Source organism: Rhizobium sp. AG855 (assembly GCF_003610655.1).
Taxonomy (GTDB): Bacteria; Pseudomonadota; Alphaproteobacteria; order Rhizobiales; family Rhizobiaceae; genus Allorhizobium; species Allorhizobium wuzhouense.
Genome location: NZ_RAQG01000009.1, coordinates 1 through 19,741, shown reverse-complemented (window position 1 = coordinate 19,741; position 19,741 = coordinate 1). Strand labels below are relative to the sequence as shown.

General features: G+C 56.5%; 22 protein-coding genes. 7 read left to right on the top strand and 15 right to left on the bottom strand.

The window, feature by feature from the left end; all coding sequences use genetic code 11:
• Positions 1–2: 2 nt before the first annotated feature.
• The 3 genes from DFO46_RS23285 to DFO46_RS23275 are packed head-to-tail and all read right to left on the bottom strand — an operon-like array spanning position 3 to position 2,038.
• Positions 3–443, bottom strand: a complete 441-nt coding sequence (locus tag DFO46_RS23285) for a YqaA family protein (protein ID WP_245422710.1) — start codon at positions 441–443, stop codon at positions 3–5.
• On the bottom strand, positions 433–1,752 hold the full coding sequence (locus tag DFO46_RS23280) for an MFS transporter (protein WP_120279296.1): 1,320 nt from the start codon (positions 1,750–1,752) through the stop codon (positions 433–435). Before DFO46_RS23280 ends, DFO46_RS23285 begins: the two co-directional genes overlap by 11 nt.
• Positions 1,753–1,762: 10 nt before the next feature.
• Entirely contained in the window at positions 1,763–2,038 is a 276-nt protein-coding gene (locus DFO46_RS23275; protein WP_120279295.1) for a metal-sensing transcriptional repressor, read from the bottom strand.
• A gap of 127 nt (positions 2,039–2,165) precedes the next feature.
• Between DFO46_RS23275 and DFO46_RS23270 the strand changes: the two genes are divergently transcribed.
• From DFO46_RS23270 to DFO46_RS23260, 3 genes are read left to right on the top strand one after another with little or no spacing between them, the layout of a single operon-like run.
• Positions 2,166–2,504, top strand: a complete 339-nt coding sequence (locus tag DFO46_RS23270; RefSeq protein WP_245422709.1) for a hypothetical protein — start codon at positions 2,166–2,168, stop codon at positions 2,502–2,504.
• A gap of 48 nt (positions 2,505–2,552) precedes the next feature.
• Positions 2,553–3,284 carry a HupE/UreJ family protein gene (locus tag DFO46_RS23265; RefSeq protein ID WP_120279293.1) on the top strand — a complete coding sequence of 244 codons (732 nt, stop codon included), beginning with the start codon at positions 2,553–2,555 and terminating at the stop codon, positions 3,282–3,284.
• A gap of 19 nt (positions 3,285–3,303) precedes the next feature.
• On the top strand, positions 3,304–3,954 hold the full coding sequence (locus tag DFO46_RS23260; protein WP_120279292.1) for a transmembrane anchor protein: 651 nt from the start codon (positions 3,304–3,306) through the stop codon (positions 3,952–3,954).
• Positions 3,955–4,016: 62 nt separating this feature from the next.
• On the opposite strand, the gene chrA is transcribed toward DFO46_RS23260, so the two are convergent.
• The 8 genes from chrA to DFO46_RS23220 form a co-directional block, all read right to left on the bottom strand.
• On the bottom strand, positions 4,017–5,420 hold the full coding sequence (chrA, locus tag DFO46_RS23255; protein WP_120279291.1) for a chromate efflux transporter: 1,404 nt from the start codon (positions 5,418–5,420) through the stop codon (positions 4,017–4,019).
• 1 nt (position 5,421) lies between these two features.
• Positions 5,422–6,240, bottom strand: a complete 819-nt coding sequence (locus DFO46_RS23250) for a sulfurtransferase/chromate resistance protein (RefSeq protein ID WP_120279290.1) — start codon at positions 6,238–6,240, stop codon at positions 5,422–5,424.
• A gap of 289 nt (positions 6,241–6,529) precedes the next feature.
• Positions 6,530–7,084, bottom strand: coding sequence for a recombinase family protein (locus DFO46_RS23245; RefSeq protein ID WP_120279289.1), 555 nt, complete (start codon positions 7,082–7,084; stop codon positions 6,530–6,532).
• Between the two features lie 222 nt (positions 7,085–7,306).
• Positions 7,307–8,002: a hypothetical protein gene (locus tag DFO46_RS23240; RefSeq protein ID WP_120279288.1), complete on the bottom strand. Its 696-nt coding sequence runs from the start codon at positions 8,000–8,002 to the stop codon at positions 7,307–7,309.
• A gap of 190 nt (positions 8,003–8,192) precedes the next feature.
• Positions 8,193–9,551 carry an HlyD family efflux transporter periplasmic adaptor subunit gene (locus tag DFO46_RS23235; RefSeq protein WP_120279287.1) on the bottom strand — a complete coding sequence of 453 codons (1,359 nt, stop codon included), beginning with the start codon at positions 9,549–9,551 and terminating at the stop codon, positions 8,193–8,195.
• A 3-nt stretch (positions 9,552–9,554) separates the two neighbouring features.
• The gene (locus DFO46_RS23230; protein WP_120279286.1) at positions 9,555–11,048 is read right to left on the bottom strand and encodes a TolC family protein; all 1,494 of its coding nucleotides are present in this window, start codon (positions 11,046–11,048) and stop codon (positions 9,555–9,557) included.
• Positions 11,048–12,247: an ABC transporter permease gene (locus tag DFO46_RS23225; protein ID WP_120279285.1), complete on the bottom strand. Its 1,200-nt coding sequence runs from the start codon at positions 12,245–12,247 to the stop codon at positions 11,048–11,050. Before DFO46_RS23225 ends, DFO46_RS23230 begins: the two co-directional genes overlap by 1 nt.
• Positions 12,244–12,945, bottom strand: a complete 702-nt coding sequence (locus DFO46_RS23220) for an ABC transporter ATP-binding protein (protein ID WP_120279284.1) — start codon at positions 12,943–12,945, stop codon at positions 12,244–12,246. Before DFO46_RS23220 ends, DFO46_RS23225 begins: the two co-directional genes overlap by 4 nt.
• A 434-nt stretch (positions 12,946–13,379) precedes the next feature.
• Between DFO46_RS23220 and DFO46_RS23215 the strand changes: the two genes are divergently transcribed.
• On the top strand, positions 13,380–14,078 hold the full coding sequence (locus DFO46_RS23215; RefSeq protein WP_120279283.1) for an autoinducer binding domain-containing protein: 699 nt from the start codon (positions 13,380–13,382) through the stop codon (positions 14,076–14,078).
• Positions 14,079–14,108: 30 nt separating this feature from the next.
• Here DFO46_RS23215 and DFO46_RS23210 read toward each other — a convergent pair.
• A protein-coding gene (locus DFO46_RS23210; RefSeq protein WP_120279282.1) for an IS3 family transposase occupies positions 14,109–15,235 on the bottom strand; the annotation gives its coding sequence in 2 pieces (ribosomal slippage) (positions 14,109–15,007 and positions 15,007–15,235; 1,128 coding nt in all).
• A gap of 347 nt (positions 15,236–15,582) precedes the next feature.
• Here DFO46_RS23210 and DFO46_RS23205 point away from each other — a divergent pair.
• The gene (locus tag DFO46_RS23205; protein ID WP_120279281.1) at positions 15,583–16,161 is read left to right on the top strand and encodes a hypothetical protein; all 579 of its coding nucleotides are present in this window, start codon (positions 15,583–15,585) and stop codon (positions 16,159–16,161) included.
• Positions 16,162–16,171: 10 nt separating this feature from the next.
• Here the strand turns inward: DFO46_RS23205 and DFO46_RS23200 are convergent, their stop codons facing one another.
• From DFO46_RS23200 to DFO46_RS23195, 3 genes are all read right to left on the bottom strand, one after another.
• A complete protein-coding gene (locus DFO46_RS23200; RefSeq protein ID WP_147412798.1) occupies positions 16,172–16,960 on the bottom strand; it encodes a fimbria/pilus periplasmic chaperone in 789 nt (262 codons plus the stop codon).
• 68 nt (positions 16,961–17,028) lie between these two features.
• Entirely contained in the window at positions 17,029–17,478 is a 450-nt protein-coding gene (locus DFO46_RS23805) for a hypothetical protein (protein WP_147412797.1), read from the bottom strand.
• A gap of 308 nt (positions 17,479–17,786) precedes the next feature.
• Entirely contained in the window at positions 17,787–18,950 is a 1,164-nt protein-coding gene (locus DFO46_RS23195; protein WP_120279279.1) for a tyrosine-type recombinase/integrase, read from the bottom strand.
• Between the two features lie 77 nt (positions 18,951–19,027).
• Here DFO46_RS23195 and DFO46_RS23190 point away from each other — a divergent pair, with 77 nt between their 5' ends.
• Together DFO46_RS23190 and DFO46_RS23185 are read left to right on the top strand one after the other, a co-directional pair.
• Positions 19,028–19,306, top strand: coding sequence for a type II toxin-antitoxin system Phd/YefM family antitoxin (locus tag DFO46_RS23190; protein WP_120279278.1), 279 nt, complete (start codon positions 19,028–19,030; stop codon positions 19,304–19,306).
• On the top strand, positions 19,293–19,724 hold the full coding sequence (locus DFO46_RS23185) for a plasmid maintenance toxin (PemK-like) (RefSeq protein ID WP_120279277.1): 432 nt from the start codon (positions 19,293–19,295) through the stop codon (positions 19,722–19,724). Before DFO46_RS23190 ends, DFO46_RS23185 begins: the two co-directional genes overlap by 14 nt.
• The last annotated feature ends 17 nt before the right edge of the window (positions 19,725–19,741 follow it).

The window sequence follows — 19,741 nt, the reverse complement described above, 5'->3', positions numbered from 1 at the left end:
GGTCAGGCTACCTTAAGCGTCACCCCGGCCAGCACTAGATAACGGCCGACCTTGGCGATGGTAACGAGCGTGAGGAAAGTCAAGAACGGCACCCGCAAGACGCCCGCGATGACTGTGATCGGATCGCCGATGATCGGAACCCAGCTTGCCAGCAGCGACCATTTTCCATAGCGGCGGTACCATCCTTCAGCCTTGTCGAGCTTTTCCGCCGAAATGGGGAACCATCGACGATCGCGGTAGTGCTCGATCCCCCGCCCGAGCATCCAATTCAACACGGAGCCGAGCACATTACCGAAGCTGGCGACACCGATCAGGGTGGCAAGCGGATAGCCACCGGCGACGATCATCAGCGCCAGCACCGCCTCTGACTGTGCCGGCAGAATGGTGGCAGCCAGGAACGCAGCGCTGAACAGGCCGAGATAGGCTGCGAGGTCAGTGCTCACGCGGCCATTCCGGATGCAGGCGATCGATCATGAAGGCGTGGCTGTGTCGATGCCCATGGCGGTGGTGTCCCTCCATCAGATGCGGATCGTTCTCTGCCAGATCATCATGGCTGTGCTCGACCTCCACCTCGTCAGAGGCCCGCCATACCCAGGTCGCAACCATAAAGCCAAGACCAGCCACGAGCGCAAGCACGATCGCAGCGGACGACAGGCCGATCGTCGCGCTGAGCCATCCGGCGAGCGGATAGCTCAGCAACCAGGCGGCATGCGATAAGGCGAAATGGGCGGCGAACAAGGCCGGGCGATCCTCCGCATGGGCAGACCGGCGCAACAATCTGCCTGAAGGTGTCTGCACGATCGAGTAGCCCAGCCCCATCACCAGCCAGATCGCCAGAAGCACAGAGTAATTGCCAACGAAGGTAGTCAGAACCAATCCGGCAATCAGGATCGCCGCTCCGGACAACATCACTGGCCTGTCGGCAATGCGATCCAGAAGCTTGGGCAAGGACAGGGCAGCGAGCATGGAGCCGCATCCGAAGGCGGCAAGCGCCAGGGCCGTATCGGTCTGGGCCAGCCCCAGCTCCGCTTGGACGAAGACGACGGTGTTGACGATGACCATTGCGCCTGCTGCCGAAACTGTCAGGCAAAGGGCAAGCAGACCGCGCAGTCGTGGTGTTGAGAGATAGAGGCGAAGGCCGCGGGTCGTCCGCTCATATATGCTTCTGCGTTCCTTGGCTGGATGGTTCGGCAGGGTCACGGGTACGACCAGTGCCGCAGAAACCAGGAAGCCCAAGACGGTCCCGGCAAACAACGAATGGAAAGAAACGACCGTCAGCAGGGCTGCCGCCAGCATGGGGCTGACAAGGCTCTCCAGATCATAGGCGAGCCTCGAAAGTGACAGGGCGCGGGTATAATCCTTCTCATCCGGCAAAACGTCAGGGATGGTCGCCTGGAATGCTGGGGTGAACGCAGCGGATGCCGACTGAAGCACGAAGATCAGCACATAGACCTGCCAGATCTCGGTAACGAAGGGCAGACACAGCGCCACAGCCGCCCGCACCAGATCGAGGCTGACCAGCATGGCGCGGCGCGGCAGGATTTCCGCGAATGCTCCTGCAATCGGCGCGACCGCGACATAGGCGATCATCTTGATGGCAAGTGCCGTACCAAGCACTGCTCCCGCCCGCTCCCCGGCTAGGTCATAGGCCAGCAATCCGAGCGCCACGGTCGCGAGACCTGTCCCAACCAACGCGATCACCTGCGCCAGGAACAGATGCCGATAGGTTCGGTTGGCTAGAACGTCCAACATGGCGGCTACCTCACAGGTATTTAGTGATCGCCTTGAACTCGTCGATCGACTTGCGTTGCTGGAGATCAAGCGCGCCAACGGTCTCGTCAAGGCAGTGGTCGAGATGATCCTGGATCAACGTCCTCTTGGCATTCTCGACCGCCTTTTCGACGGCATGAAGCTGTTGGGCAATGTCGAGGCATGGCTTGCCTGCCTCAATCATGGCGATCACGCTTTTCAGGTGGCCTTCGGCACGCTTGAGGCGCTTGACGATGTCAGGATGGGAATCGTGTCGATGCTCTGTCATGATGAAACTTCCTATCCCCCTGGAGAGGATGTTTCAATGTGGATTCTTGTTTTCGTAATAAATGGCGTTTATCTCCTTGAGTATGCTGCTTCGAAAGGGACGAAGATTCGGAACTGGGTTCACGGCTGTGCTAGCCAGCATCGCCATGCTTGTGTTCGCCTTCGTGCCAGCGGGAACCCACGCGCTCAGCCTGCATTCCCCTGCCTTTGCCGTTACCGATGACGGGCATTCCCACGATCACGGCGATCATTCGCATGATGACGATCTGGAATTTGCGATCGACGGATCGAGCGCTCCCGATCACCACCATGCCGACCACACCCACGAAAAGGCGGGATTGGTCACCGTCGCAGGTGACGTTCTGCGCAACACCTTCCAGACGAACTATGCCCTCATTGAGGACAAGTTCGATGGCGGCCCCCCCTACGGCATAGACCGACCTCCGCGTTCCGTGAACCACGTCTGATCCACGCCGCGTTCTGCGGCAGGTTCACCTCGTTTACGGATATCATTCATGAATACACCTCTTCCCGGAGGCGTGTGGCACGGGCATTTCACCCGGCACATTGCCACCACACTGGCGCTTGCCGCCCTGTCGCTGCTGTTGCTTGTCAGCACGGCCGCAGCCCATGCCGTCGCCGAAGGCGACAAAGGCTATATCCAGGAGATCACAGGCGTTCACCTGATCCCCTTCGTCTATCTAGGTGCAAAACACATGGTCACCGGTTATGACCATCTGCTGTTCCTCTTCGGCGTGATCTTCTTCCTCTACCGACTGAAGCACATCGCCATCTATGTCAGCCTGTTTGCCGTCGGCCATTCGACAACGATGCTGCTCGGCGTCTATTTCGGCTGGAATGTCAGCGCCTATCTGATCGACGCCATCATCGGGCTTTCGGTCGTCTACAAGGCGCTGGACAATCTCGGAGCCTTTCAGCGATGGCTGGGTTTCCAGCCGAACACCAAGATCGCCACGCTGATCTTCGGCTTTTTCCACGGCCTCGGTCTCGCGACCAAGATCCTGGAATATGAGATTGCGGCCGATGGCCTCATTCCCAATCTGCTCGCCTTCAATATCGGCGTCGAGATCGGCCAGCTTATCGCGCTCGCCATCATCCTGATTGCCATGAGCTACTGGCGCAAGACCTCAGGTTTCTTGCGCCATGCCTACACCGCCAATGTTCTGATGATGACCGCCGGCTGGCTGCTGTTTGGCATGCAGATGACCGGCTATTTCGTTTCCTGACCCAACAAGGATTAAATCAATGTTCAATTCCCAAGCTCCCAATCCCGACGACCTGCCGTCCTCGAAGCAGCTCGTCAAATCGACCGTGCTCTCAGTCGTCGCGGCCGCTGCCCTTCTTGTCACCGTCGTGATGCCGTCCGAATACGGGATCGATCCGACCGGTGTCGGTTCTGTCATGGGCCTCACCGAAATGGGTGAGATCAAAACGCAACTCGCCGAAGAGGCGGAACTCGATCGGCAGAACAGTGTCACCACCCCGACACCCGTGCAGACCACCCCGCAGCAGGGGTCGAGCATCTTCGACCGGATCATCCGCGAGTTTGGCGTTTCGGCGGCCTATGCCCAGGATGCCATGCGGACAGACGAGATGTCGGTGACACTCCAGCCCGGAGAGGCAACCGAGATCAAGCTGACCATGGTGAAGGGCGCAAAGGCCTCATATGAGTGGACGACTGAAGGCGGCGGCGTGAACTACGACATGCATGCCGATGGAAACAGTGGCGAAACCACGAGCTACAAGAAGGGGCGCGCCGAGCCCACGGATTCTGGCGAGATGGAAGCGGCCTTCGACGGGAAACACGGATGGTTCTGGCGCAACCGGACCGGTGGTGCCGTGACGATCACCCTGAAGACCAATGGCGCCTACTCCGACATCAAGCGCGTGATGTAACTGCAAAGGCCGGCGGATCTCTCCGCCGGCCTTTCACGTTCTTGGTGTTCGAAACGACTGTTTTAGCGCATGCCAGCGAGTGTCCACGCCATGCCAAGCATGGCAGAGCCCAGCAGCACCGTCATCACCGACATCTTCAGCCGGAAGACCGCAAAGATCGCCAATAGTGTCAGCGTGAGCGAGGCCCAGTCGAGTGAAGACAGGACAGGCAGTTCGATGGATAGCGGCCCGGCGCGAACGACACTCACCTCAGAGAACAAAACGTGCAGCCCGAACCAGATGGCCAGGTTCAGGATCACGCCCACCACGGCCGCCGTGATCGCCGCCATGCCGCCGGATATGGCGGCATTTCCCCGCAGCCTTTCGATGAACGGCGCGCCGAGGAAGATCCAGAGGAAACAGGGTACGAATGTCACCCAGGTGGCGAGGACGGCGCCAATGGTCGCGGCCTGAAGAGGTCCAAGACCGCCGGCATCGCGGTAGGCCCCCATGAAACCGACGAATTGCAGCACCATGATCAGCGGACCCGGCGTCGTTTCGGCCATGCCGAGCCCGTCGAGCATTTCGCCGGGCCGCAGCCATTGATAGTTTTGCACCGCCTCCTGCGCCACGTAGGCCAGTACCGCATAAGCGCCACCGAAGGTGACTACGGCCATCTTGCTGAAGAAGACACCGATCTGGGTGAAGACGTTGTCCGGGCCGAGGGTGACGTAGAGCAGCGCGACAGGCGCAAGCCACAGAACGAGAAGGATCACGGATATCCGAAGGGACCATTGCAGATTTGGTCTCGCATGCGCTGGCATGCCTTCACCAAGGGCAGAGTCTGCATCCGACAGAATTTTGCCACCCGCGGACTTGTGGCCGCCGGAAGCCGCAAACAGCGGCGAACCGGCTCTTGCTCCAACATAACCGACAAAGCCCGCCACCAGAATGATCAGGGGAAAGGGGACGCGAAAGGCAAAAATGGCGATGAAGGCAGCGGCAGCGATCGCCATCATCGCCGGTCCTTTCAACGCCCTGCTACCGATGCGAATGACGGCCTGGAGAACGATCGCGAGTACCGCGGCCTTCAGCCCGAAGAACAGGCCAGCGACAGCGGTGACATCGCCGTAGAGAACATAGATGTAGCTGAGTGCCAGGATCGACAGGAAGCCGGGCAGGATGAAAAGGATGCCGGCCACAAGACCGCCGGCGGTGCGGTGTAGCAGCCAGCCCAGATAGACGGCGAGCTGCTGTGCCTCGGGTCCCGGAAGCAGCATGCAGTAGTTGAGCGCGTGCAGGAAACGGCCTTCGCCGACCCACTTCTTCTCGTCCACGACGATCCGATGCATCACCGCGATCTGTCCGGCTGGACCACCGAAACTGAGGGCCGCCACCCGCAGCCAGACCTTGAAAGCCTCCGTAAACGAAATGCCATGCTCTGCCGACCCGCGTTGCGGCTCTGTCGATACCACCGTGTCGGACATCTCAGTCACCCTTCTTTCCAGCGGGCCAGTCATGGGTTTCGCCAGTCGCATCACGGCACCAGCGGTAAAACGCGTCGTAGAGCGTCATTCCGGCCTCAAGCTGTTGAAGGTCGTCGTTGAACATGCGCGACAGCCCGAGTGACGCGGCGAGCAGGCCTGCCACCTCGGGGGCGAGATCCGGCCGAGCCGTATCGGCTCCACGCACGATCGTCGCCAGGCGCAGGAGAGGTGGCGTCGAAAGACCGAACTCCTCGATCATCACATCGAACGTGCACAGCTCGTCCCGGTGGCTCCAGAAGACATCGTCGACATCGAAGGGTGTTGCGCCGAAGCGATCGGCCACGGCGACCACTTCGCCTGGCGCGACGAACAGAAAGACCGCACCCGGATCGATGAAACGCCGGATCAGCCATGGACAGGCAATGCGGTCGATCTTCGGTCGCGATCGTGTCACCCAAACGGTTCGCCCTTGCGCGTCGCGTTCGGGCAACTGACTGGTGGGGACCAGAGGGAGGCCTGCAGATACCCATGACTCGATGCCGTTCTCGAGGACTTCGGCGGAGGTGCCCTGCGTGCGCAGATAGGCCGCCACACCATGGCTAAGCTTCTTGCCTTTCTGGCAGATGGTGACAACCGTCTGCCCGGTGAACTGTCCTGCCCATGCAGCGACCTGGTCGTAGGGGCGGCGCAACGAGCCGGGGATCAGCCTCGGATCTGCATGGAAATCGTCTTCGGTGCGCACGTCGACTAGCATTGGGGCACTGGGCGTGCCGATCAGACGGTTCAGTTTATCGGGAGAAATTTCGAGAAATGACGGCATGATGCGTCCTCCGTTAGCCGGGTTGATGGACGCGATTCTCTAGCATGACGCCTCGTGGGGTGATCGCGACCCCATGAGGCATCATTTACAGCAGATGTCTCGGCTGTCAAATCTCAGACATCCATATCCAAATTACCGAGCAATGATTTCCATGCCCACGAGTAGACTCTGGCAAGCAAGGGATCAGCGTTTATCTGGTTACTCGGGCAGCGCGCACCAAACACTTGCCCGAACGACCGGTTTAGGTTCTGATAGTGTGGAGTGAATAGGCGAAACCTTCATCCGCAAATTAGGAACCCGCGCTCTCTCTAAGAGCACGATAGACGCTCGCTCGACCGATTTTGAGCGCCTTTGCGATCTCTGTTGGCCCAACGCCTTCCGCTCGAAGCCGGCGGATTTCACTGACATCGACATGCGGCTTCCTGCCTTTGTAAACGCCTCTGTTTTTCGCCGCGGCGATGCCTTCCATTTGTCGTTCTCTGCGGAGGTTTGTCTCAAACTCAGCGAACACACCGAGCATATCGAGAAAAGCTTTGCCGGCCGCTGAGCTGGTGTCGATCGGCTGTTCCGTCGCCTTCAGCGTCACCCCTTTTTGCTTGAGCAGCCGTACGATGTCCTGCAGATCCCCAACTGACCTCGCCAGCCGATCGACCCGCGTCACGATCAGGCTGTCGCCGTCCCGCATGAATTCCAGAAGCGTGTTAAGCTCCTTCCGATCCTGCTTGGTCGATCCGGATTTCTTTTCCGCCCGGATGACCGTGCACCCGGCCGCCTTCAGAGCCGCCTCTTGAATCGCCAGATCCTGATCGATGGTGCTGACCCGCGCATACCCGTAAATTGCCATGAAACGTCTCATTAGGTTCTAGACGTTCTTTGGGTATCGTCTCATAACTGCAAAATCAACCCAAATGATACACTGATTTGCGTCTCACGGAGGTTGTCTCAGCAGGTATAGCCTACTGGAACCCGATCGCTTACGATCGAATGGGGCTAGGGTGACCACCGCTTGTGATTATCGTTTGGCGGCCATAGCAGGAAAGTCACCGCGTCCCCAGGTAGCATTGCGTCAGCCAGTCATTCGCTGGCTCAGAATTCCCCTTCTCAGTTTTTTGACTTTGCTTGCAATGAAAGGGTCAAACGAACTTCTGTGAGTGGTGACACCATAAGCTGCGAGAAGACGTACTACGGGCTTGGGGTATGGCAAAACCCGAAGGTCACCTTTGAACTCGACACCCCAGTGCTCGGTGAAGGTAAACCTTACCAGCGCCAACTCTGCCGACTTCGGAAACGGCGAAGGGCTCACGAAAGCCTTCATCGTACGTCGGAATTTTTTAAACAGCTCGATCCTGTTCTTGCCTTCGTACGCGACAAACAATTTTAACTCGCCCACCTGTGTTACTCTTGCGGATTGAGGATGGTCCAAACGGTTGTCAGCTACAAGTTTGTCTGATGTATCCATAACTATGGACGGTTCAACGAGTCCATAGCGACCAAAAGTACCGCCAATGACTCGCCTTGGGCTGAAGGTGTCACAAGCTACATTCTCCAATTCGAATTTCGGCGAACTGAAAGGAAGCACCTGCTCCAAAAAAAAACGCGGGGGTATCGCTTGGCGAGGTAATCTAAGAATCGGACCGCTGTCAGTGGGGGTTATTTCCAAATTTACGTCACCTAAAGCAGCAGCATCTTTAACCTCTATATACTGATCGAGCGCGTCTTTAAACGAGCACAGCTCTACAATGGCTTCATCTAAAATATGCACCTTAATGTCCTTCCTTTATTTTTGGGTAGATAAAATTATCCGGTCTTTGTTGGTTGGATTTTGGATGAAGGCTAGGCGTCAGATGGCATATTCAGTAATCGATGGAATCGAAGAGTAGGTTAAGCTCGGCACTTCGGGGAGTGCTGAGACAATTTCCGCAGCTGGCCTGGGCTCCTGGAAAGCAGCATGTTCATTCAGGTGACAGAACAACGTCACCCGCAGACAACCCCGCAACAATTTCCACTCCAGTTGGGAATGTTGCGCCAAGCAAAACCGACTGAAAATCACTCTGACCATCCCGCCGCACCCTGACTTGAGGTCCAGCCTCACTTCTGATTATCGCAGAAGGTGGAACGACAAGTGCGGCCTCGTTTGAATAGGTCTCAATTGTCATTCGGGCCGACATACCGATCCGGATTGCTCTGCGCAGTTCTTTGTCTTCGACCACGAACGACGCTCTGATGTCAAAGGAAGGCGGACGACCGCTGTTACCTGGCCCTGCCGCTTCCGCGCTGACATTGACAACCTGCCCCTCGACCGCATGATCGGGGAAGGCGTCACTGGTGACGTCGACTCTTTGCCCTAGCTTCACCCGATTGACGTCGATTTCGTCAACGGAGCCAGTGACGAGAAATGTACTGGTGTCGGCGATCGAAAATAGCGCCGCTCCTCGAGTGACGCTTGCCCCGGGCTCTGTTGCGAGCGGAGGGTCTCCACTCTCGTTGACTGGCGGCCTTGTCAGTACGCCCGCCACGGCTGTGGCAACCTTTGCACCAGCCATCTGCTGCTTCAGATCACTGAGCCGACTTTGCGCATTCTCAAGCTCCAACATGACGAGTTGGCGATTGTCGTCGTTGCCGCGCATCAGAGTTGCGCTCAGGTCATCCTTTGCCCCGGCGACGGTGTTTCGCTGTGCATTGCGCTGCTGAATCAGCCCTTCGTATTCACTTCGTGACACGATACCCTGGTCCAGAAGGGACTTCAGTTCATTGACTTGCCGATCAAGCATGGACAAGGAAACTTCGGCCGCCTCAAGCGATCGGCGCGCGCGCAGCACGTCCGGGCTGCTCTCCCAATTGGCAAGTGCGTCGGCAGCAATGGCGGCCTTAATATAGGAAGACTGAGCATCGCGGTAGCGACTTGCGATCTCGCTAGTGTCCATGACGACCAGCACATCACCAACATCGACGTGATCTCCGAGCTGAACCCGCTTTTCTCGGATTACTCCATCGAATGGGGCTACGATTGCGATTGCCTTGCCGGCCGCAATAGTCCCGGTGATGTCGAGGTGTTGCGCTACGGACTGTGGCTGGACTAGAATCTCTCGCTCTGTCGCAGCTGCTTCTTCCAGAGCGCTTGCAGGGGGGCCGTTGTCCACCATCCAGAAGAATGCACCGGCAGCTAGCACAAGCGCTGCATTTCCAGCAGCAATTGCTGACCAAAGCATCGCTTGCCGTGGTTCAACTGATCGGACCGGCTTAGAAGCATGGTCGTGATTGGTGTCCGGTGTTGGCGTTTCGGACGTTGGGTCGCTTGTCAGTTTCGTCATGTGTCAATTTTTTAAGTCAATGCGCCAGGTGTCCAGCGTTGTGCCCAGCTGAAGGTCAAGCCGTGTTAGGGCATTGAGATAGCCGATCCTGGCGGCAAGAAGCTGGTTTTCCGCATTTCTTAGATTGTCTTCCAACGATCGAACTTGGAAGGTGGTGGAGCGGCCGGCGTTCAGTTTCACCTTTTCGATGTCGATGGCACGTGCGGCCAGATCACGCGATTTCTCAGCGATCGCAAGTTGCTGCCATAGCAGCCTTACTTCGGCAGCGCTGCTGCGGATCTGCGTTTCGACGCCCGCACGGATTTCTTCCAATTGCAGCTCCGATCCACGATACGTTGTGTCTGCCTGAACGAGCTGCTGTTGCCGCGACAGGTCGTTAATCGGAAAGGTGAAGCGCAGGCCACCGCTTATGTCTGAAATCGGCTGAGTAGAAGTGCCACTCGCAAATTCTCCACCGAGCCGGCCCCTCGCGAATAGTGAGATATCCCAGAGCTGTTCGTTCTTCGCAACGGTGATACCCAGGCGATTTTGCTCAATCACATACAGCTGTCCCTGGTAGTCTTGCCTTTTCGAGAGAGCCAAGGGGATCAGTCGGTCAAGATTCGTGTCGATCCGTTTAAGTGCCAGGCCCTCATTCGCAACAATCTTTGTACCCAGATCCAGGCCAAGCTGGTTCAGCAGCGCAAGCCTCGCCGCTTCGATCTGTTGCCTTGCCTGTAGCACCCTCAGGCGTTGTGTCTCAACATCGGCTTCCGTCTGTAAGGAGTCCATAGCAGCCATTCGGCCCGAGGCGATCAGAGCTCTGTTGATGTTCAGTAATTCCTCGCCGCGCGAAACGGAGTCCTCCGCGAGTGTCAGCTCTTCCTGCGCCAGCAAGAGTTCGCGATGGGCGAAGATGATGCTGCCAATTGTCTCTGCGACCGTTGCCTTCAGTCGGAGTTGATCGATCCTTTCTCCGAGCCGAGCTTGTTGCACTGGCGCCATGTTCACTTCCACCCCTGCGCCACGCAGTAATGGCTGTTCCAAGGAAACTTCGGCTGCGGAGGTCAGTGTGCGACCGCCATCTTCAATTGATGCAGAGTTGCTCCATCCGAAGTCGAAGATCGCGCCAGTCTTCGTCTGTAGCGACACACCAGGGGAGACATCGATCGTGGTACTCGTAACATCTCCAATACGCTGACGTGCGATCTCACCCGACACCGAAAACTGCGGGCTGAACCGGTCTTCGGCAACACGTAGATCGAATTTTTGGGCGACCCGATCGATATAGGCGCTTTTAATGCTTCGGTTGTTGCGAAGCCCGAGAAACACCGCATCGGCAAGCGTCGTCTGTGCGCCTTCAAGCCTGGTACGCTGCGTCAATTGATGTTGTGTGACGGTTTGCGGGATGAAATCCGGGCGAGGGGAGGGGATCGGGATGTTCGTTTCGGCAGCCGCACGATAGGTCGTCGCCGATACACATGCGAGCGCGAAGAGGGGGATCTGAAGTAACCTCATTACTCGCTCCTCAACGCGGCGACAGGGTCGAGGCGCGAGGCAAGAAGCGCCGGGTAGATCCCGAAGAACAGACCAACGACAAGCGCCATACCGGCACCGAGTGAGACGGCGAGTGGTGCGGGTTCGAACTGCCAGTCCGAACCGCTGGCGAATAGCCAGCCAGCGAGGTAGCCGAGTGCAGTTCCTATTGCACTGCCAATCGCGGCCAGGATGAGCGTCTCACAGAGGAACATAAGGCGGATATCCTTGCGCCTTGCGCCGAGTGCCAATCTTAATCCGATTTCCTGTCGGCGCTCCATCACGCTCATCAGCATCACGTTCATGATGCCGACGCCACCGACCACCAGTGACACGGCGCCGATCCCGAGGATCAACGTGGCGTAGATCCTCATCTGATGCTGAATATTGGCAATCAATTGCCGGGCAGTCGCGACATGCATGAACCCATTCGTGACCAAGGGCTCGAAATATTTCGCAACGGCCTCGGCTGTTCGCTCGTCATTTGCACCTGGAGCTAGCCGCCCTGCGACCTGGGAGATCGCCACTTGCGAAGTAGCTCGTCGCGCTGCCGCAAACGGGATAATGACGGAGCGGTTGAGTTCGAGGTTGAGCACAATGTTGGGCGGTGCATCCTCAAGGACACCGATTACGGTCAGGTTCTGGCCGTTGAAAGTGATCCGTTCGCCAACTGCAATGCGCTCCCTGCCGGGCCCCTGAAGGCTGGTGGCAGTTTCTGCGCCGAGAACAGCGAAAGGAGAAAAGCCATCGAGATCCGAGGTGAAGCGCCCATAGTCGAGCCTTGCCTTTGCAAGCGCATAAATGCCGTCTGTCGCAGCCAGTATGCTTGCCTGAATGTCTGATCGTCTCGCTTGTATGTTTCCACCGGTCTGCACAATGGCAGATACGTCGGATATCCCAATGCCCTGCCGAGGTAGGGCAAGCACGTCATCTAGCCCCACCTCCGCGCTGGTGTTCCCCGAGGGTTGCGGTTGCATCAGCACCAGATCAGTTCCGAGGGCCTCGAATTGTCGCAATGCCTCTCGGCTGGCATTGTGACCCACATGCAACATGGCAACGACGGCGGCGGTGCCGATGGCGATCCCTATGAGCGCCAAAATGCCACGGCCTTTGACCAGCCGGATGTCCTCAATCGTTTCACGGATGATCTCCGCCCTTATAACGGACGCGCGCGCCATCATCCGCGAACAACGCTTACTGCAGACGCGGAACCCTCGACGATTTGGCCATCTCGGACTTCGATACGACGCGGGCAGCGTGCGGCGATCTGCGGGTCATGCGTCACTATGATGATGGTCAGGCCGAGTGTGTCGTTCAATCTGAGGAACAGGGACATGATGGCCTCAGCGGAGCGGCTGTCGAGATTGCCCGTCGGCTCATCGGCCAGCAGTAGGGACGGCTTGCCCACCAGCGCGCGGGCTATCGCGACACGCTGACGTTGGCCTCCGGAGAGTTCATCCGGGCGGTGCATCATCCGATCGGTAAGCCCCACTTGCTCCAACGCGGTCGCTGCCATCGCACGACGCTCCCGCTTGTGAATCCCACGGTAAATAAGCGGTAGGCATACATTGTCGAGCGCGGTGTAGCGGGGTAGCAGGTGAAATGACTGAAAGACGAAACCGATAAAGCGGTTGCGTAATTCTGCCACCTGGTCAGCGATCAGAGCGTCGGTGACAAGACCACCGAAGCGGATAGTGCCGGCCGTCGGGCGATCTAGTAACCCGATGAGGTTCATCAGGGTCGTCTTGCCGGAGCCAGATGGGCCCGTAAGCGCGCAGAATTCACTTTGATTTATGTGCAAGTTGACGCGGTCAAGAGCAAGATGGTGGCCCACTTTGCCCTCGCTATATTCCTTTCTGAGGTTCTGGATTGTCAGCACAGTTGAATTCCCACCACACGAACACGTCTTTCGCCTGAAGCGCTGGAAACGTCGAGTGCATTAACTTACGGGTGGCAATTCGTAGTAGATTTAAGTGCGAATAGCGAGCATTTTTTGAGAAGACAACTTTAGAGACATTTAAAATTATGCGACCTACAGCACCCCGCTCGTGTGTTTCTCTATTCTTAGGGCGGGCCGCGCTTTAATTAAAGGTAAAAAATGAGAATCAAAGTCAAATACAGGCCCTTGGTTTTTCTAATAATATTTAAAAACGTTTAGAATGTTTTCGCAAAATTGATTTTTCCATCAATATTATCTTGTCGTTTCTAACTTAAATGTCAAATCACTTTATGAACTGATCGTTATCATTAATTGGTCGTGAATATAGAATTATTTTGTCAATATAAAGTTGTCTTAATTAGGGATAGAGGCGGGTGTTTGAAGCAGTAGAAGCGAATGATAGAAAAGCCGTCCATCCTAAATTTTCGCACGTTACTAAAGCTATCTCGGTTGCAAAGTTTGCGGATTTTTCTGAAATCGTGCATGTTATCCGTAACACATACAGCCTTGCGAATGTTGTTTATCATGCCGCTTTCATCCCGGGCGCACCGGCAGGACATCATCTATTCCATACCTTTGAGCAAGGTGGTCAGCACCATCATGTTTGGAATGATTTCTTTTGGATCTATGCTATCGCAGCTGCACTAAGAAACGCTGTTATGCCTGCCGATTGGGCCGATTACCCCTTGACCGATGAGATCCGAGCAATCTTTGCTGATGCTAAAACCTTTGACGTAGGTCGCCAAGGCGTATCGATGCCGCTCAGGCACCCTAGCGGTTCTTATGGGGTCCTCACATTAACTTCTAATGCATCAGCTCGAGAGTGGGCGACTGAGCAGGGCCGCGCCTTGCCGGAAATGTTGTTCATCGGAGACATGCTTCATAAGCGATACGTCGAGATTGTTTCGTTGGAAGAAAAGCCTGACTTTTCTACGCCACTAAATTCCCGGGAGCGAGAGGCGTTGGCTTTGCTGGCTTCTGGCCATGAAGTCAAGCAGATTGCCGCCCTGTTTAAATGTTCACAAACGACGGTTCGCAACGAGTTGCGGTCCGCAAGTCTGAAGCTCCACTGAATAGCCCCGAGTTTCGTAGACACCCTCGGGTTAGATTTTCTGCTGTTTCTCGAACTCGACGGGGGACAGCATTCCGTTTCTGACATGCTTGCGTTTCGGGTTGTAGAACATTTCGATGTAATCGAACACGTCCTGGCGGGCTTCGTCGCGTGATCGATAGACCATGCGGCGTATGCGTTCGCGCTTCAGAAGGTTGAAGAAGCTTTCGACGACCGCGTTGTCGTGGCAGTTGCCACGCCGGCTCATTGAGTGGACCAGATTGTGGTGCTTCAGGAACGAAGCCCAGTCCATGCTGGTGAACTGCGAGCCCTGATCCGAATGGATCAGAACCTGATCCTTGGGCTTGCGTCGCCAGACCGCCATGAGCAAGGCCTGCAGCACGACGTCCGTGGTTTGCCGGCTCTGCATTGCCCAGCCGATCACCCGGCGGGAATAGAGATCGATGACGACCGCGAGATAGGCGAAGCCCTCGCAGGTCCGGATATAGGTGATATCAGTGACCCAGGCTTTGTCCGCAGCCTCGACGTCGAATTGCCGATCGAGCGTATTGTCGACCACGACGGAGGGGCGACCGCCATATTTGCCGGGACGGCGTTTGTAACCGATCTCAGCCTTGATACCGGCAAGCCTTGTCAGACGCGCGACGCGGTTCGGGCAACACATCTCTCCCTGGTCGAGCAGATCGTCATGAAGCTTGCGATAGCCATAGACCTTGCCGCTCTCCCGCCAAGCCTGAAAAAGGAGATCAGTCTGTCGTTTGTCTTCGCTGGCCCGCTTGCTCAACGGGTTCTTCAGCCAAGCGTAGAACCCGCTCGGGTGAACATGGAGAAGCCGACACATCGTCCGCACAGAGAAGCTCAGGCGATGCAGGGCTATGAACGCGTACTTCACTTTGCATCCCTGGCGAAGTACGCGGCCGCTTTTTTTAGGATGTCGCGCTCCTCGGTGACGCGGGCCAGTTCTTTCTTTAGCCGTCTGATCTCCTCGGCCTCGTCGCTAGCCTTGGCGTACAATGTGCCGAACTTCTTCTTCCACTCGTAGAGTGAATGCTGGCTGACACCGAGCCGCTGCGAAACCTCCGCTACCGGGTAGCCCCGCTCAGTGATCTGACGCACCGCGTCGCGCTTGAAATCTTCCGTGAAATTGCCTTTGCCCATGTAGGCCTCCTGCCTCAAATTTAGGGGAGAAGGCGTCTACTAATCTAGGGGCTATTCACCACTGCAAGAATTTTTATCAGGCTGTATCAAAGGCAATCACTTTAGGATTAATCACCTCTGGCGACATCAATCTGCATTTTCGGCTTAAAACCCGGTGAAGTGACGTCACATTGGTTAACTGAAGCCCGTGCTGCGCATCGCGTCAGGCAGTTTGACGGAAGGTGCGATTTTCGCAGTTGTTTCCGAAAATAAACACTTCTTAATCTGTTATCGAAGGACGAATCATCCGGTCTCCAATTTCCAGAGGCTTGATTTTCCTTGGCAACAGTTATCTTAAGGATGTTATCATGCAGATCTCAGACCGATACACGATGCGCATCCCTGCCCAGCAGTCTGCCGCGAAAGACACCACTGCGTCGCCGGCGTTGATGCAAGACCAGAGCCCTAAATCCAGAACCGCGCTCATTGGCCCCGTGGCAAGTTCTTCTCACCAAAGCCTCGGCGCCACGCTCTCCGCCAGTGCCTTGAACACGGCGGGTGGCTCGCTGAGCCGCACCCCGACTACGGCAGGTATGGCAAGCCCGGCTCTAGCTGCCGCTCTGTCGAGCGGTGTTGTTAATCCCGCTGATTGGCTGTCGCCTTCAGATATCAGTCTGTATGAGCAGACGATCGGTGGCACCATTAAGGATGGCGTCATCTACGATAAGGACGGCAACATCAACTCCGACCAGGGGAACGCCGATCTCGTCAATGCTCTCTTCGACATGCGCAATTTCGGGACGTTCGCGATGGGGCAACCGAAGCTGATAGCGGGTGACATTACCTCTGACGATCTCAAAGCATTCATCGACTACCACCGCGGCAATAGCGCGGTGAATACGCAGATTCTCGACAAAGCGCTCGAAGTCCTGACTGCCCGCGTCTGAGCCTCAAGATCTACTGCACCGGCTGGATCCTGGATTCGGGATCATAGAAGCCAGTACTGCTAAATGTGGGATCGCAGGCGAGCAAGGACTTACTCTCTTCAACGAGGTCCGGGCCATCGCGAAAAGTAGCCCGGACTTCTAGCGTTGGCTTATTGTCGCAATCAGATGCCGACAGCCGAAGTTTATATACGCTCTTCTGGCCTGGCAGCACATACCAACCACTCCGCTCTGCTCTGAAGACGGCATCGCGGTTCCCAACAATGCCGACTGCGGTGAGCGCCTCCAAATAAGCATGATCGCTTCCGTCGTTTGCAACTTCGATCGCGAGCGTGCCGGGGCCATCCGATGTGATCACGATAGAACGAGACACGCGCTTCTTTAGCGACGGGACGAAGATCGGTAAGCTGTGATTGTAGGTCACGCTAACCATGTTCTCTTTGATCTGAGTGGTCTCAAGTAAGAGACGATAAGACTTCTCAGTGGTAGTACGCTTAACGTGTCGCGGTTTAATGGTGAGGGCAGCACCTGAATGAGGTAACAGCCTTATTTCATTGGCATCGAGACTGAAATCGTCAGTTTCCGAATAATAGCTCATACCATCATTATCGAGATCCCAGCGCTTAATTCTGGCTGTCCAGACAAGCGGCTCTGCTCCATTATTGAACAACTGCAATGTAGCGGGCTTTGCCGCTTCATCGAATACGAAGCGCGTCGGCGAATAAAGGGGATGATCCGCGAGAGCAGGAGTTGCACATAATCCGCCAAATAGCAAAATTTTGCCCCACAATGAAATCATCAAGTGCTGTCCTTCATTCTCGATGCTGTGACATTCGGCAACCCAATTGCCGAATGTCACAATCCTAGGGATTAATTGTCGTAATTGACGGTCAGCCGGATTTGACCGTTCGGAGACAAGCCACCGACAAAAGTTTTAGTCTGGGGACTAACTGCCCGGAAGGTGAAATTCCATGAGGACGTCGCAGGTTTACCGGCCCAATAAGTCTCGCCGGATTCAGAAGTACTGGTTGTCTGGCCGCAAAGACCCGCGACGCAGATCGTAGCCCGAAGAGTGTAGGGTGTCGGGTTGTTCGGATTGTAGCTCGGGGTACGGTAGCCCCAAGAAAAACTAACGTTTGTGATCTTGGCGGTGGCAGGCGTACCTGACAATGCTGCGATCGGCGCCGCGTTGAAGTCCCAGTTAGACTGAGAGATCGACGGCTGGTTGCCGGTAGTGCTAAAAGAATTGGCGAATGCTGTGGTCGAAAAAGCGGCCCCGAGGACGAGCGCGGCTGCGGCCAGATTTCCAAATTTTTTCATTTAAAACTCCCTTCAGGATTAGCGTTGCGGTTGTATCATCCCGTTCCAAGAAGGCAGTTCAACTGCGAATTTCGCAGAAAAATTCGCGAATAGATGGGCGAAATTCGTGGTATCAAATCACTCCGATTTTGTCGGGGGTCATGTATTTTGAGCCATTTTGACATTACAGGGTTGCTCTTCAATACATGAGTCACGCAGCCTTGCCTGTTTTTCGTATGTCACTTTTGCAGGGTCGGTTCAGGTTGGGTGCACTTCGGGCTAGGTCCACTTCTGATCGCTCTGATGTTGAGAAATTGTCAGGTAGTATATCAGTTGAGAAGGCGGGTGGCTTTGCCACTGCGGCGCTGTATGTGGTTGTAATATTCTGAGGCTTGCTGGACGGACCTATGCCGGGACTGCTCCATAGCTTCTGGGAGCGGAATGCCACGATTTGCTGCCTCTGTAAGGTAGCCTGAGCGGAGCCCGTGAGCGGAATACTCCGCCGGATCGAGCCCTGCAAGTTCAACCCGATGCTTGACGATGTCGCTGATCGCCTTCGAGTCCAGCGGCCGACGTGACACATTTCCCCACCGATCGATGGCCCGGAACACACTGCCTTCGTCGATCTTGGCTGCGTTGAGCCAGGTATTCAGGCTCTCGACCGGTCGGCCGGTGAGATAAACCACTTCGTCGTTTTCTGCGCCACTGGTCTTGGTGCGGCCCAGATGGATGGAGAGAGAGGGCAGGGAACGGCCGCTCTCGACCTCGATAGCCTCCTCCGGCTGCAACTGTTCTTTTCGGAGGCCTGCGATCTCGCTGCGACGCCGCCCCCCAGAAGCAAACGCTACCATAAGAATGGCCCGATCTCTCAAGTCACGCAGACTGCCGGTGGCACAGGTCGCGAGGAGCTTGGCGAGTATGTCTCCGGTGACGGCCTTCGCGCTCTTTCGCCTCCTCGGTCGCGGCGTTGCTCGGATAGCAAGTCTGATGGCAGACCGGAGGGCAGGCGAGCCGAAAAAACCATGAAGCCCGCGCCATTTCGTCAGCGTCGACCAGGTCGCAAGACGCCGGCGCACGGTATCAGGCGCATGAGGGCCGATCGATCGCAGCAAACCCTGGATCCGCAGCTTGCCCTCGACTTCTGCCGGCATTCCGTGTTCCGGATCCGTCAGACGCTTCTCCGCGTCCCAAAGGTGGTGAGCAACAAATTTCAGCAGCATCGCTTCAGGGGCAGGCCAGGGGAGGGAGCGGCCGGTCGCTGCCAAAGACCAGGCCTGTAGGTAGGCAAGATCGGAGGTAAGCGCGCGCAGCGTGTTTGTGCCCATGCCCTCGTTGACGAGATGACGGAGTGTCTCGACATCCTGATCCGTAAGCAGCTCGGCGAGTTCGTCACGCCGCTCCATCGGCAAGACGGACGCGATGGTATCGAGTTCTTCCACGCGGCGCGCGAGTGTGTCGCTGCTGGAAGGGGCGTTTGGAGCTTTCCTCGTCATCTTGTGCTTCCAGATTTTATGGAGTGTTTGCAAAGGTTCCGTAAAACCCGTATATTCCGGAACAAAGGAGATCTGCCATGACGTCGATTGTGACAGCAGCTGCGGTTTCGAAGAACTTTGGCGCCTACCAGGATGCGGCCGTGCGAGAGCCGGTCATCATCACCAAAAACGGCCGGCCGCGCACAGTGCTCATGGCCTATGAAGACTACCTCCGGCTGGCCAAGCGCGATCGGAGGGTCGATCTCACGGCTGCGATTAGTGACGACGAGCTTGCCGCGATCGAGGCTTCGACGATTGAGACTGGCCTTGATCATCTCAATGCCGAACTGCTGATGGACAAGAATGCTGCCGATTGAACCCAAGGTCGGCTGGGTTTTCCGCTATTCCTATCTTTGGCATTGGCAGCATCTGGACGGACGGGAAGAGGGCGACAAGGACCGCCCGGCGCTCGTGCTGGCGATTGTTGCGACGCTTGAGGATGGAACACCTGCAGTACGTGTCTTGCCGATCACGCATTCCCCGCCGTCCGATCCCCGAGATGCGATCGAAATCCCGCCTGCCACTAAGCGCCGCCTGGGTCTCGATGACGAGCGATCCTGGATCGTGCTGACCGAAAGCAATCGTTTCGTCTGGCCGGGGCCTGATGTTCGCCCTGTTGACAGCGAGAGCGGATATCATGGGCCACTGCCTCCGGCACTCTTCGAAGAGGTAAAGCGCCGGTTTGTCGATCTTGCGAGAAGCCAGCGTCACAAGGCGACCATCCGCAGCGACTGAGCTGCTCTTCATTCTGT